At 34.8% G+C, this 14717-nt stretch carries 8 protein-coding genes and 1 tRNA gene; 6 read left to right on the top strand and 3 right to left on the bottom strand.

Annotated features, from left to right (window positions below; all coding sequences use genetic code 11):
- Positions 1-2 precede the first annotated feature (2 nt).
- Positions 3-3014, bottom strand: coding sequence for a GH92 family glycosyl hydrolase (locus ACFQ1Q_RS03795; RefSeq protein WP_386128142.1), 3012 nt, complete (start codon positions 3012-3014; stop codon positions 3-5).
- Positions 3015-3052: 38 nt separating this feature from the next.
- Between ACFQ1Q_RS03795 and ACFQ1Q_RS03790 the strand changes: the two genes are divergently transcribed.
- From ACFQ1Q_RS03790 to ACFQ1Q_RS03770, 5 genes are all read left to right on the top strand, one after another.
- On the top strand, positions 3053-5347 hold the full coding sequence (locus tag ACFQ1Q_RS03790; protein WP_386128140.1) for a beta-N-acetylhexosaminidase: 2295 nt from the start codon (positions 3053-3055) through the stop codon (positions 5345-5347).
- A gap of 1 nt (position 5348) precedes the next feature.
- The gene (locus ACFQ1Q_RS03785) at positions 5349-6038 is read left to right on the top strand and encodes a copper homeostasis protein CutC (RefSeq protein ID WP_386128138.1); all 690 of its coding nucleotides are present in this window, start codon (positions 5349-5351) and stop codon (positions 6036-6038) included.
- Positions 6028-8499, top strand: coding sequence for a glycoside hydrolase family 2 protein (locus ACFQ1Q_RS03780; protein ID WP_386128136.1), 2472 nt, complete (start codon positions 6028-6030; stop codon positions 8497-8499). Before ACFQ1Q_RS03785 ends, ACFQ1Q_RS03780 begins: the two co-directional genes overlap by 11 nt.
- A gap of 38 nt (positions 8500-8537) precedes the next feature.
- Entirely contained in the window at positions 8538-9776 is a 1239-nt protein-coding gene (locus tag ACFQ1Q_RS03775) for a metallophosphoesterase (RefSeq protein ID WP_386128134.1), read from the top strand.
- A gap of 71 nt (positions 9777-9847) precedes the next feature.
- Positions 9848-10144: a thioredoxin family protein gene (locus ACFQ1Q_RS03770; RefSeq protein ID WP_386128132.1), complete on the top strand. Its 297-nt coding sequence runs from the start codon at positions 9848-9850 to the stop codon at positions 10142-10144.
- A 115-nt stretch (positions 10145-10259) separates the two neighbouring features.
- On the opposite strand, the gene ACFQ1Q_RS03765 is transcribed toward ACFQ1Q_RS03770, so the two are convergent.
- Positions 10260-10922: a polysaccharide deacetylase family protein gene (locus ACFQ1Q_RS03765; RefSeq protein WP_386128130.1), complete on the bottom strand. Its 663-nt coding sequence runs from the start codon at positions 10920-10922 to the stop codon at positions 10260-10262.
- Positions 10923-14357, bottom strand: coding sequence for a protein O-mannosyl-transferase family (locus ACFQ1Q_RS03760; protein ID WP_386128128.1), 3435 nt, complete (start codon positions 14355-14357; stop codon positions 10923-10925). It abuts the gene before it with no gap.
- Between the two features lie 151 nt (positions 14358-14508).
- On the opposite strand from ACFQ1Q_RS03760, the gene ACFQ1Q_RS03755 reads away from it, so the two are divergent.
- A tRNA-Gln gene (locus tag ACFQ1Q_RS03755) sits at positions 14509-14581 on the top strand.
- Positions 14582-14717: the final 136 nt, after the last annotated feature.

Below are 14717 nucleotides of genomic sequence, written 5' to 3'. Positions count from 1 at the left end.
GTCTACTTAACCGAAATCTCATCCACAAATATCCAGCTTTTCCCATTCATAGGATAGCCTATGTGCCACTCCGGTAAATTACCTAATTTTTTAGCAATAACTTTGACGTATCTATAATTAGATTTCGGGATTTTCATCTCTACAGTTTCAATAGCGATATTGTAATTCTTAGGTTTTGTTTCTAAGGTTTTCTTTCCAATTGAATTAAATGTTTTTCCGTCTTTGGAAACTAAGTATTCCACTTCGGTTGGATGAAAAATCCACGCGCCTTGGTCTCGTAAATAGTTTGAAGTGATTAAGTTTATTGGTTTCACAGAGCCCAAATCGACAACCGCCACCAAATCTTGGTCATGATAACCTTGCCAACTTCCTGTTCTGTAATTTTTAGTGCTTCTGATACCATCGATTAAAGCGTCATTCCCACCTGCGGAATATTGATTAGCATACTTAGATTCTAATTTGATACTTAAATTCGGGTCAATCTTAAAGAAAGGGGTTTCTAAAACAGGACTTTTTAATTCGCCTTTTTCAGAATATAATTTCACTTTCGTATCTGTTTTAATTTTGAAAGGTTTTGAATATTCTTGAAATGCCCCATCGTCTAATGCATAAAAGATTTTCGCATCTTTTTCAGAAGTATTTAAAACCACTTCGGTTTCACCTCTAAAGGTAATATCACCTTTTTCAATATATGGCGAAGGCAAAATAATGTGCTCAGCAATTTCGGTTTTTGGTTCGGTACCTTCGGCTGTTCCCCAAACGGTTGGAGAAGAAGTCATATTGAATTCCAACGTGCCACCTTTAACAACATCTGAATGTTTGATGAATGTTTTGTCTAAAGCTTTACCATTTAGACTCACACTTTCAATGTAAATATTGGTATCACTTAAATTATTTGCGATAATGTTGAATTGTTTTCCTCCCGAATTATCTCGGGATTCAAGATTAATTGTGGCTTTGTCAAACAGTGGCGTGCCAATGACGTAATAGTTACTTCCTGGTGTTACCGAATAAAATCCCATAGAACTCAAAACATACCAAGCACTCATTTGCCCACAATCTTCGTTACCCGAAATACCATCTGGGTCGTTTTTGTAAAGCTCGGTTAAAATTTGATGAACTTTCTCCTGCGTTTTGTGTGGTTTGTTAACAAAATTATAGAGATACGCCATATGATGACTTGGCTCATTTCCATGAGCGTACTGCCCGATTAAGCCTGTAATATCAGATTGGTCACGACCTGTAAACTCTGTTTGTGCAGAAAATAAGTCGTCTAGTTTTGCTTCAAGTTGTTCTTTTCCACCTAATAAGTTTATAAATCCAGAGACATCTTGCGGTACATAAAAACTGTATTGCCATGAGTTGGCTTCGGTGTAATTAAAATTTACCTCGTAAGGGTCAAAAGGCGCAAACCACGTGTTTCTAAAACGTCCTCTCATAAATTTGGTTTCTTGGTCAAAAACGTTTTTGTAATACTGCGCGCGTTGAATGTAGGTTTTATAATCTTCGGTCTTTCCCATGTCTTTTGCCATTTGCGCAATCGTCCAATCGTCATAAGCATATTCTAAGGTTTTGGATACCGATTCGCTTTCTTCATCAACAGGAATAAATCCGTATGTCTTATAAGCCTCCAGTCCAAATTTATCTCTAGTTGCTGAATGTTTCATCGCTTCAAAAGCCTTTTCCGTATCATAACCTCGAATACCTTTTAAATAAGCGTCTGCAATAACTGGTACGGCATGATAACCAATCATACAATCGGTATAATTACCAGCTAAATCCCACATGGGCATAATACCACCTTCGTCATATTTTGCCAAAAATGTATTGATAAAATGGTTGGTGCGGTCTTGCTCAATAATGGTATAGAGTGGATGTGCCGCGCGATACGTATCCCAAAGTGAAAACACTGTGTAGTAATCGAAATCAGCTTCATGAATTTCTAAATCCATCCCACGATAACGCCCATCGACATCTTGATAGCGGTTTGGTGCTAGCATGGTGTGGTAAAGTGCTGAATAGAAATTTACTTTGTTCTCTAAATCTTGGTCATTTATTCTATCAACTCCGCTCAAAACATCATTAGTTGAAGCATTAGATTCAACTACAATTTTTGCGAGTTGAGATTCCCAATAGTCTTGTCCAATTTTCTTGACGGTTTCAAAATCTTTATTGCCAATTTCGGCTTCTAAATTTTTCTTGGCACCTTCAATATCAACAGCCGAAATACCGACTTTAATAAAAACTGGTTCATTATTTGGATTGTTAAACTTAATAACCGCTTTTTTACTGCTGAATTTATAGTTTTTTGAAATGGGATTACCCTCATTATCATTATATACAATGCTTTCCATAGGGTGCGAAAACGTCGTGTAATAAAACAAGCGTTGGTCTTTTGCCCAAGCTTCGGAATGCCGAAAACCTTGAATAGTTTTATCATCAATTTTCTGAATTTTATAGTCTAATAATTTATCGCGATGCGCCAAGTCAAGAACCATATATTGATTTTCGGCAGATGGAAATTCGTATTTATGAATGCCACTTCGGTTAGAAACTGTAAGCTCTACATCAATTTCTGTAGAATCTAAATGTACTTTGTAATAGCCAGGTTCAGCAAATTCGTTGTCATGCGAAAAATGGGCAAGATAGCCAGGTTTACCATCAGCACCGTTATTGAATTCTACTTTATTTGTTGGCATCAAAAGCACATCGCCATAATCGCTAATACCTGTTCCGCTGAGATGCGTATGCGAAAATCCGTAAATATATTCGTCTGTATAATGGTAACCAGAGCAGCCATCCCAGCCTTCTAATCGTGTGTCAGGACTTAATTGCATCATACCATAAGGCAGAGTTGCACCTGGATAAGTATGACCGTGTCCACCAGTACCTATGAAGGTATTAACATAGCTGATGAGCGATTGGTCTTTTTCTGCAGGAGTAACGGATGTTTTGTTATTGCATCCAAATAAGAAAAAAGCTCCAAGGAAAGCGGAAATAAATTTAAGATTCATTAAAAGATTACTAATTTTAACGGACCTAAGATAATAAAATGAATTTCAAGAAAAACTACATCCTTTTATTTTTGTTTACAGCTTGTTTGAGTTGTCAGAAAAATGAAGTAAAGGCCATTCAGGCTCAGATAATTCCTGCTCCAAGTAATTTAAAACTTTTAAAAGGTCAATTTTTATTGAGTTCAGAAACGCATGTCATTTATGATGAAGAATTAGAACCAGTTGTAGCATATTGGAAATCCTTAATGACGTCTGTTTTTGGTTCGAATACTGGTAAATCAAATACCATAAGATTTGCATTTGATGATGCTATTCAAAATCCCGAAGCTTATATGTTGGATGTTAGACCAGAAGAAATTACTATAAATGCAAGTTCTTCAAAAGGGGCATTTTATGCGGTTCAAACCTTAATTCAATTATTGCCGCCAGAATTAGCTAATGGCAGCTTAAACACAGATGGTATTTACATTCAAAATCTTGAAATTGAAGACGAGCCTCGATTTAGTTATAGAGGTATGCATTTGGATGTTGCCCGCCACATGTATCCTATAGATTTTATTAAAAAGCATATAGATATGTTGGCAATGCTTAAGATGAATACCTTTCATTGGCATCTTACAGAAGACCAAGGATGGCGGATAGAAATTAAGAAGTATCCTAAACTACAAGAGATTGCAGCCTACAGAGACGAAACACTAATAGGCCATTATAGTGACCAGCCGCATCAATTTGATGGAAAAAAATATGGTGGTTATTATACGCAAGACGAAGTAAAAGAAGTTGTAGCTTATGCCCAAGAACGATTTGTTACAGTTATTCCAGAAATTGAAATGCCTGGGCATAGCCAAGCCGCTATAGCTGCATATCCACAATTAGGCTGTACTGGAGAACAAGTAGAAGTCGCAACAAAATGGGGCGTTTTTGAAGATATTTATTGTACAAAAGATGAAACCTTTGATTTTCTTGAAGACGTTTTAGACGAAGTTTTAGAGTTATTTCCAAGTAAATACATTCATATTGGAGGTGATGAAGCCCCAAAAACGCGTTGGAAAACTTGTGATAATTGTCAAGTACGAATTAAATCTGAAGGCTTAAAAGATGAGCACGAACTTCAGAATTATTTTATCACGAGAATGGAGAAATACCTTAACTCAAAAGGACGACAAATTATTGGCTGGGACGAGATTTTAGAAGGTGGTTTAGCACCAAACGCCACAGTAATGTCATGGCGTGGAACCGAAGGTGCTGTTGAAGCCGCAAAGTCTGGTCATAACGTGATTATGACACCAACATCTCATTGTTATCTAGACTATTACCAATCAGATACTGATGACGAGCCGTTAGCCATTGGCGGTTATTTGCCTCTAGAAAAGGTGTATAGCTTTAATCCAATTCCGGAGGAGTTAAATGAAGAAGAAGCCCAGTACGTTTTAGGTTCTCAAGGCAATATTTGGACAGAATATATGCCAACAGAAGAACAAGTAGAGTATATGGCTTATCCTAGAATTTTAGCAATTGCTGAGGTCAATTGGACAAAATCTGAAAATAAAAATTATGAAAACTTTGTTACTCGAGTTGAAAATTTTCATGGGCGATTAGATGTTTTGAATATTAATTATGCAAATCATTTGTATGAAATTGAAGGTGGAATGACTTCTGAAAATGGCCGATCATTTTACGAATTAACCACACTCACAAAAGGTAAAGACATACGCTATACTTTGGATGGAACAGAACCCACTTTAAATTCTGAAGTTTACACATCTCAAATTCCAATTACAGAAAGTGTAAAAATTAAAGCTGCTGTTTTTAATTCAGAGAAACAATTAGGTAAAACATTTTCTCAAACTATTAATTACCACAAAGCTGTAGGCGCAAAAATTACCATTGATAAAGAGCCACACAAAAGCTATCCTGGTAGTGGCGTAGAAGGTTTAATAAACGGAATTAGCGGAAGTGATACGCGCTATGGAGATAAAGAATGGTTAGGCTTTTGGGGCGAGGATATTGAGATTACTATTGACTTAGGTAAAGAAAAAAAGATAAAATCTGTCGAAACTAGATTCTACAACGCGAATGGTCAATGGATTTATATTCCAAATGGAGTTCAAATAGGTTTTCTAAATTCTAAAAATGAAATTGTTTTCCCTTTTGTTGAACAATTATTTGAACCAATAACACGAAATACTTGGGGTATAAATTTTGATTACGATGAATGGTTCGTTACCAGATATATTGTTTTTAAAATCAGAAACTACGGAGTAATCCCAGAAGGCAAACAAGGCGCTGGTAATAAAGCATGGACGTTTATTGATGAAATTATAGTCAATTAATATGAAACTTGAAGTCTGTGCCAACTCATACCAATCTGCAAAAAACGCACAAGATGCAGGGGCACATCGTGTAGAACTTTGTCAAGAATTGTCCATTGGCGGAATCACACCATCTTATGGATTAATAAAGCAAGTGATAGAAAATTTAAAGATTAAGACTTTTGTCTTAATTCGACCGCGAAGTGGAAATTTTGTGTATTCTGAAGAGGAATTTCAGATTATGAAAAATGACATTCAATTGTGTAAAGATTTGGGTTGTTACGGCATTGTTTCTGGAGTTTTAAATTCTGATGGAACGATAGATGTAAAAAGAACAAAAGAATTGGTGGAATTATCTAAACCATTACCATTTACTTTCCATCGTGCGTTTGATGAGGTAAAAAATCCAATTGAAACTTTAGAGCAATTAATCGATTTAGGCGTTGAACGTGTATTAACATCAGGTCAGAAAAAAGCAGCACAAGAAGGTTTAGATTTACTTAGACAATTAAATGAAATTGCCGATGGTAGAATAACCATTTTAGCTGGTGGCGGAATTTATGCTAGCAACGCTTCAAAATTTAAAGCTATTGGATTACAAGAGATTCACGCATCGTCATCAGTAAGAATAAATCAAGCCAATTCTATGTTTGCAATGCCGCAAACCGTTTCAGATATTACCAACATAAAAGCCATTTTAGATGCGATATAGTTGTCTCATTTTTGCGCTACTCATTTTTGGCTGCCAACCGAAACACGACGTGCCAGTAAGTATAGAGTTAAATAAAAACTGGAAGTTCAAAAAAGCAACCGATACGCTTTGGCAATCGGCTACGGTGCCTGGTAATGTATTTTCAGATTTATTAGAAAACAAACAAATTGAAGACCCGTTTATTGGCGACAACGAAAAAGATGTGCAATGGGTTTCTGAAACCGATTGGGAATATAAAACCACATTTTTGGTAAGCAAGGAAACACTTCAAAAGAAACATATAGGATTAAATTTTGAAGGTTTAGATACGTACGCTTCTGTATTTCTGAACGATAGTTTAATCCTAAAAACCAATAATGCTTTCCGAAATTTTGAGGTCGATGTAAAACCTTTTTTGAAGCCGGAAAACGAATTACGAATTCTGTTTGAAGCTACTTCAAAATACGAAGAAAGAGAAAAAGAAAAATTAGGATACGAGTTGCCCGAAGGTGAACGCATTTTCGCCAGAAAAGCTCAGTTTCAGTATGGTTGGGATTGGGGTCCAAAATTAAATACAAGTGGGATTTGGCGACCAATAAAGTTAGTGGCTTGGACTGATTTTAAGATTACAGACGTTTACATTAGAACCAATAAAATTACAGACTCAGTTTCGGATTTAACCTTGCAATTAAATCAGACAAATTACTTTAATGAGAATCTTAATTATGAAATTTTAGTAAATGACAGTCTTATTAAAAAGGCAGCGCTTCCAGAATATCAGCCTTATGACATTTCTTTCAAAATCAAAAATCCAAAACTTTGGTGGCCACATAATCTTGGCGAGCCTTATTTGTATAACATTAAAGTTATGGTAAAAGATGGCAATGAAATATTAGATAGCGTTTCTACCAAATATGGTATAAGAGATATAAAACTGGTGACTGAAAAAGACAGCATTGGAGAGAGTTTTTACTTTAAAGTTAATGGCGAGCCAGTTTACACAAAAGGTGCTAATTACATTCCGCAACATAGTTTTCAAAATCAAGTAACCGATGCACATTATGAGAAATTGTTAGATGATGTCGTTGATGCCAATATGAATATGCTCAGAGTTTGGGGCGGCGGCATTTACGAGAACGATATCTTTTACGATTTATGTGACGAAAAAGGCATCTTGGTTTGGCAAGATTTTATGTTTGCTTGTGCCATGTATCCAGGCGATGATGCTTTTCTAGAGGATGTAAAACAAGAAGCTATTGATAACGTCAAGAGATTACGCAATCATGCATCGATTGCATTATGGTGTGGCAATAACGAAAATTCTGAAGGTTGGCATCGTTGGGGTTGGCAAGCGGGTAGAAGTGATGAAGAAAAAGAAGAAATTTGGAATAATTATCTAAAGGTATTTGATTCTATTTTACCAGAAACCGTTTCAAAATATACAAATACCGATTACTGGGAAAGCTCACCCAAATATGGTCGTGGAAATCCAAAATACAAAGCTGAAGGTGATGCTCACGATTGGTGGATTTGGCATGATGCCTATCCGTTTGAGTATCTTGAGGAAAACGTACCGCGTTTTATGAGCGAATTCGGTTTTCAGTCATTTCCGAGTTATGAAACAATTAAATACATCAACCAAAATGATAGTATAGAAATTTCTTCAGAAGGCTTCAAAAATCATCAGAAACATATTAGAGGTTTTCAATTGATAGATGAATATATGAAGAGAAATTTCCCAGTCCCTGTTAATGACGAGGATTATGTATATATGAGTCAATTATTACAAGCTTACGGAATGGAAATAGGTTTTGAAGCTCAACGTCGTTCTCAACCTTACAATATGGGTACTTTGTATTGGCAACTTAACGATTGTTGGCCATCCGTTTCTTGGTCAAGTATTGATTATTTTGGAAATTGGAAAGCACTACATTACAAAACAAAAAAAGCTTTCGCGGATGTTTTAATAAGTTCTAGAGAACAGAATGAAACGTTAAAAACTTGGATTATTAATGATAAATTAGATGTTAAATCTGGTATACTGAAATCTAAAATTATGACTTTTAATGGCAATGTTCTATGGGAATTTTCTAAACAAGTCGAAGTATTAAAAAACACAAGTACACTAGTTCAAGAAGTAGATTTAAAAACTATCGATTTTAAAAAAAGCAAAGTAGTTTTAGTTTCAGAATTCAATGGTAAAACTTCTTATCATTACTTTATAAACCCTAAGAATTTAAATTTAGAACTTTCAAAATTAAAGGTTGAAATTGCAAAAGCCGAAGATGGTTTCAACATAACTTTATCATCTTCAATTTTAGAAAAAGACGTCTTTTTATATACGAACGAAAAAGGTCATTTCTCAGATAATTTTTTCGATATTTTACCAAATGAGAGAATAATAATTCACTTTAAAACAGATGCTAAAAAACTAGAAAATCTTCAATATAAAACCTTTAACACTTTTGTAAGAAAGCCATAAACACTTATGCGTAAATTTGCTTTTGCAAATAAAAGTTAATGACAATACTAGTTATATTTATAATTCTCTGCATTTTAATGATAGTTTATGGCTATCAGGCAATAAAAACTATAACCAAACAAAATTGGGCACTTTACCTATATTTTGGGATAGTAATATTAATAGTCGGTAATTTGTTTTATCAATTATTTTCCTCACCAGTTGAAGGTCGAGTACTCACACCAATAAAAAGTTATGCTTTTGGTTTTGTTTTAGCACTTTTTGCTTTCAATTTAATTATCACTTTTATTCTTTTTAGTGAAGATATTTTTAGGTTTTTTGCAGGTTTGTACCATAAGTTTGGTACTTCAAAAGATAGTTTTCATATCCCTTCGAGACGAAAGTTTATAAGCCAAGTTGCTTTAGGTTTGGCAGCAATTCCTTTTGCAAGTTTGCTTTATGGGATGTACCAAGGCAAATATAATTTTAGAGTATTAAAATATACTTTGAATTTTGATGATTTGCCAGATGCTTTTGATGGGTATAAAATTACGCAGATTAGCGATATACATTCTGGGAGTTTTGATAATAAAGAAAAGATTGAATATGCAGTGGATTTAATCAACGAACAGCAATCAGATGTTTTATTATTTACAGGCGACATGGTAAATAATAAAGCATCAGAAATGATACCCTGGAAAGATACTTTTGGACGACTAAAAGCCAAAGATGGTAAATATTCTGTACTTGGTAATCATGATTATGGCGATTATGTAGATTGGCCTAGTAAGGATGCAAAACACCAAAATTTGGAGGATTTAAAAACCATACAAAAAGAAATGGGTTTTAATTTACTGCTAAATGAAAGCCGTTACTTAGAAAAAGACGGACAACGGATTGCTATTATTGGTGTTGAAAATTGGGGTAAAGGTGGTTTTAAAAAAGCGGGTGATTTAGAAAAAGCTTCGGCAAATATTCAGCCAAATGATTTTAAAATTTTAATGAGTCACGACCCAAGTCACTGGGAAGCACAAGTAGTGCCAGACAAAAATCATTACCATTTAACGCTGAGTGGTCATACACACGGCATGCAGTTTGGTATTGAAATTCCGGGTTGGATTAAGTGGAGTCCAGTAAAATGGCGTTACAAACAATGGGCAGGCATTTATAACCAACTTGGACAATATATAAATGTGAATCGAGGTTTTGGTTATTTGGGCTATCCTGGGCGCGTAGGTATTTGGCCAGAAATTACTATGATAGAATTAAAAAAAGGAAAATCTACCGCTATTAGCTAGAATTAAAGGTGTTAGCCTTTTTTAACAAAAAAATGCTTAAATTTGAAATACGTGACTAAAACCACAAACGTATGTCAAAATTTGGTGCGCTTATAGATGTAGATAAACCAGTACTTCTCGATTTCTATACCGAGTCTAATGAACAGTCTATTGCAATGCATCCTGTACTTAGAGATGTAGCTGCAGCACTTGGGGACAAAGCCAAAGTCATAAAAATAGATGTCGATAAAAACTTAGAACTTGCCGAAGCACTTCGTGTTAAAGGTTTACCAACATTAATCATTTACAAAAATGGAGAAATGAAATGGCGCCACAGTGGTGAGCAAGATGCCAATACGCTGATTGGGATTATTGAGGAGTATGTCTAATGTTTCTGCTTGGACAGAAATATTAAAATTTCAAAAAACAATCCCGACGCTTCGGGACTAAATTCTAAAAGCCGATCAATTTCAAAAATTGTCTTATAGGTATTTTTTTGGCTTGTTATAAACTTTCAAACCCAAATCCTTTTCCAACATAATTCTTCAAAACCTTTGGTAAAACTGCCTTCAAATTTCGTGATGCTTTTACACTATCATGAAACACAATAATACTTCCGTTTTTAGTGAATTTTAAAACATTTTGAAGGCATTTTTCTTCAGAAACTGAGTTGTCCCAATCAAAAGACAAAACATCCCACATCACTATTTTATAGCCTAATTCTTGAAGTTTTTTTGCTTGTTTGTTTTTTAGTTTTCCGTAAGGCGGACGAAACAATTTTGAATAAGAAGACTTTGTCACACTGAGGGCAGTCGAAGTGTTTAGTTTAGATAAAAATTCTTCACACTTCAGAACATTCTCAATATAATTTTGGGTATTGCATTCCCAACCTTTGAAATGATTCTGGGTATGGTTTCCTACTGAATGTCCTTCAGTAATAATTCGCTTAAAAATTTTAGGATGTTTTTCAATATTGGCGCCAATGCAAAAGAATGTTGCTTTAGCATTGTATTGCTTTAAGAGGTCTAAAACCCAAGGTGTAATTTCTGGCGTAGGTCCATCATCAAACGTAAGAAACAATTCTTGTTTTTCGGTATCAATATTCCAAACAAATTCTGGAAATAAAGATTTTACAAATCCTGGTGTTTTTGCAGGAACGAGTTTCATTTAGTTAATGGTGTCGTCATCAGCCGGAACAACTTTATTAATAGTATCGTTTGCTGATTGTCCATCTCTAAAAAGTTCATTGATGTCTGCTTCTGGTTCTTCAGTCAAATCATCATCGCCCATTAATGGCCCAAACAAGCTTAAATATTCATTAAATCTTCGGGTTTCTTGTAATGCAAAATCTTTATCGCCATAAGCTACTAAAGCATCTACAAGCGAACGGTATTTTTGAATATCGGTAAATATTTCATCAATAATTTCTTCTTGTGTATCAATATCTTGACTACTGTAGAAAACTAAGTTTTCCTGATATTTGGCAGCTACTTCAAGATATAATTTTTTGGCTTTTTCAGGTTTTCCAACTTCAAAATAGGTTGAAATATAAGGCTCTAATAGTGTATAGAATCCAAAGTCGTCAACAGGCATTTTTTCCATAGCAATGTCTGCTAATTCTTCTGCACGTTTGTAATCTTTTTGTTCTAACAAAGCCTCAATACCTCTGGCAATATTACCTCGATAAGTAATACCATTTTTACGCGTTTCGACATCGTAGTAGATGTCTTCACCGCTTCCGCCCCAATCCCAAGACGTTACCATATCGTACATTAAATCTGGGTCTACGCGTCCCATATCAAAGGGATTTGCCTTATCAACCTTTGTTTTAATTGGTACTAATTTGTAGCATAAACCATCTAGCTGAAGATAGTCTTTCATCCAGATGTAATCTTCATCTGCAAAAGCGCCACCACTGAAATAAATTGGGCGTTCCCAGTTGTTATTTGCTATAATATCAAGCATTAATAAACGATTTTTATAAACGGCGCTTCCAGAAATTTTAATATATAAATTGTCTTCTATTTTATCTGCATCTTTTGGTTTTACAATACCATTTTTAAGAACTGCTTCTTTATTAACAGGAATTTTGATATTTCTTGTCGGATAATAGTTTGAGTTTAAGAAATAAGACGGATAGTCTCTTGGGTCTTCGCCTTGAGATTTAATTAAATGACGCAACTTACTTTTCGGATCATCACTACCAATAAAACTCATAAAGTCTTTAATATTTAATGTGTCCTTGGCAATTTTGTCACTTATTTCTCTGTAAAAGGTGTAATCACGCGTTCCATCTCGATATTGTTTATGTTCTAGTTGCGATGGAATTGGGTCGCTTGAATAAGCCTTTCGCTTCATTTGGTCAATGTACCATGCTGTTTGAAAAAGACTTGTATTCACTACGCGGACATCAGTACGCACACCTTCAATCTCTTGTAAATACCAAAGCGGGAATGAGTCATTGTCACCAATTGTAAATAATATGGCATTTGGTGCACAAGATTCTAAATATTTTCGGGCCATAGCGTTGGCGGTGTATTTGCCCGAGCGATCATGGTCATCCCAGTTGTTTGCTGCTAAAACACCAGGCACAGCAATTAAACATGCCAAAATTATTGCTGCAATTGGAACAATACCTTTTTTCGCTTTTTTACTCAGCAAATCGTAAAGTGCGTAAACACCAAAACCAATCCAAATCGCAAATACATAGAATGAACCTACAACCGAATAATCTCTTTCTCGTGGCTCAAAAGGTCTTACGTTTGTATAAAATTGAATAGCTAAACCTGTTAAAAGGAAAAAAACCAGCATTACCCAAAATCGTTTTCTGTCAACATTTAGTAAGAAGAAAAAGCCGATTAATCCAAGTATTAGCGGTAAGAAATAATAGGTATTTCTACCTTTATTATTTTCTACATCACTTGGAAGATTATCTTGGTTTAGTCCAATATGAATATCATCTATGAAGCCTATTCCAGAAATCCAATTGCCATTAAAATCGTCATATTTTCCTTGAATATCATTTTGTCGGCCAGTAAAATTCCACATAAAATAGCGCCAATACATGTAGCCAAATTGGTATTGAAACATATATACAACGTTGTCTAAAAATGATGGTTTCTCTACATCAAACCATGATTGAGCATTTTCTTTTAAGAAATTATGGTAATCTTCGTAATCCACGCGACCTTGAGCTACAGCCATTTTAAAGTCGCTTACCATTTTATTAATTTGCTGTAGTTGTCGGCTAGCTTGCTCACTAGCAATGTCTTCTGGGTAACCAGCGCTCATATAACTTCTTTGAATGTCTGAACCTAATGAAGGTTTAACTTTAAAATCAATTAAACCCGTAAACATCATGTAGTTTTCGGCATGTTCCGTACTCCACATTCTAGGCATAATAGCGGCATGCTCAGAGTTGTAATTTTGTTTGGCTTTTTCCCAATCGTTAATAATTTCGTATTTCCCAGTTTCTTCGTTTCTTTCATAATTCTTTTTATCATCTACAAAAGGCTCGTCTTCATCTTGGCCAGAGTACAATTCTGTAAACTGTGGTCCATAAAACAAATGGGTTTCAGGATATTGCTCTAAGTTGTAATATGCTAAAAGTTCGCGTGCATCCGACGGGTCATTTTCATTAATAATGACATGAGCATTTGCTCTTATTGGTAGCATCATCCAAGATGAAAATCCTATAAAAATAAAGAGCAAGCAAAGTGTTAATGTATTGGCGTGTATATATCCTTTATTACGAGTATACTTTAAACCGAAATAAAAAGCAGCAATAATCATTATGCCTGCTATAATTGTACCAGAGTGAAAAGGTAAACCTAAGCCATTAACAATATTAACTTCCATCCATCCAAAAAAGCGTAGTGCGTTTGGCAACAACAGTTTGAATATGAATAAAAGGATAGCTGCAGAAATAACATTAGCTAAAATGAAATTTTGAACAGTAACTGTTTTATAATTTTTAAAGAAATAAATGAGTCCTATTGCAGGAATCGTTAGTAATCCCATAAAATGAACTCCAAAAGAAAGTCCAATAACAAACGCTATTAAAATAAGCCAGCGATTGCCTCTTGGTGTATGCATCTCTGCTTCCCAGCGTAATGCTAGATAAAACATTATGGCCATGATTAGTGTTGCCATGGCATATACTTCAGTTTCTACCGCATTAAACCAAAAAGAATCTGTAAAAGTAAAAGCTAAACTACCAACAAGTGCGCTACCTAAAATTGCTAATCCTTTGCTTGTTGTATCTTTTTTAGCATCATATTTTACCATTTTACGTAACAAAATGGTGACAGTCCAAAACATAAATAATATGGTAAAAGCACTAGAAACAGCACTCATCATATTTAAAAGTGCTCCAATTTGAGATGGTTCTAAAGCAAACCACGAAAAAAATGCACCAAGCATTTGAAATAAGGGTGCTCCAGGAGGATGACCAACTTGTAGTTTGGATGAGGTTAAAATATATTCGCCTGCGTCCCAGTAGCTTACTGTTGGTTCTATAGTTAGGGCATATGTAACTGCGGCAATTGCAAATACAAACCATCCTATAATGGTATTCCACTTTTTAAAGTTAAAATTGGTCATAAAAATCAACACTTTTAATGCAGGCGAATTTAGTAATAATTACAACATAGCCTTCTATTTTTAAGCAAACGTTAAGTATTTTAAAATATTTTGAAAGTTTTTTTTGTTCAAATAAAAGTTTGTGTTAAATTTGCACCCTCAATTGAGAGAGTGGCCCATGGTGTAACTGGCAACACGTCTGGTTTTGGTCCAGAAGAGTCTAGGTTCGAGCCCTAGTGGGCCAACAAGATTTAAAAATCCTTATTCATTAATTGAGTAAGGATTTTTACTTTTTAAGTGGTTTTTAATTACAAAGTAGAGCTTTAGCTCTCAAATATATGTTGTTACAGAGTAGATACGTCTTGCAAAACTCAATAAATA

Source organism: Winogradskyella litorisediminis, assembly GCF_042675765.1.
In the GTDB taxonomy this organism is placed as follows: domain Bacteria; phylum Bacteroidota; class Bacteroidia; order Flavobacteriales; family Flavobacteriaceae; genus Winogradskyella; species Winogradskyella litorisediminis.
Note: the sequence above shows the minus strand (reverse complement) of the source record. Positions and strands in the feature narration are given on the sequence as shown.

Bases quoted from the DNA above. Each gene is read 5' to 3' on its own strand.
- ACFQ1Q_RS03795 (WP_386128142.1), bottom strand. From the start codon at position 3,014: ATGAATCTTAAATTTATTTCCGCTTTCCTTGGAGCTTTTTTCTTATTT.
- ACFQ1Q_RS03790 (WP_386128140.1), top strand. From the start codon at position 3,053: ATGAATTTCAAGAAAAACTACATCCTTTTATTTTTGTTTACAGCTTGT.
- ACFQ1Q_RS03770 (WP_386128132.1), top strand. From the start codon at position 9,848: ATGTCAAAATTTGGTGCGCTTATAGATGTAGATAAACCAGTACTTCTC.
- ACFQ1Q_RS03760 (WP_386128128.1), bottom strand. From the start codon at position 14,357: ATGACCAATTTTAACTTTAAAAAGTGGAATACCATTATAGGATGGTTT.
- ACFQ1Q_RS03785 (WP_386128138.1), top strand. From the start codon at position 5,349: ATGAAACTTGAAGTCTGTGCCAACTCATACCAATCTGCAAAAAACGCA.
- ACFQ1Q_RS03780 (WP_386128136.1), top strand. From the start codon at position 6,028: ATGCGATATAGTTGTCTCATTTTTGCGCTACTCATTTTTGGCTGCCAA.
- ACFQ1Q_RS03775 (WP_386128134.1), top strand. From the start codon at position 8,538: ATGACAATACTAGTTATATTTATAATTCTCTGCATTTTAATGATAGTT.
- ACFQ1Q_RS03765 (WP_386128130.1), bottom strand. From the start codon at position 10,922: ATGAAACTCGTTCCTGCAAAAACACCAGGATTTGTAAAATCTTTATTT.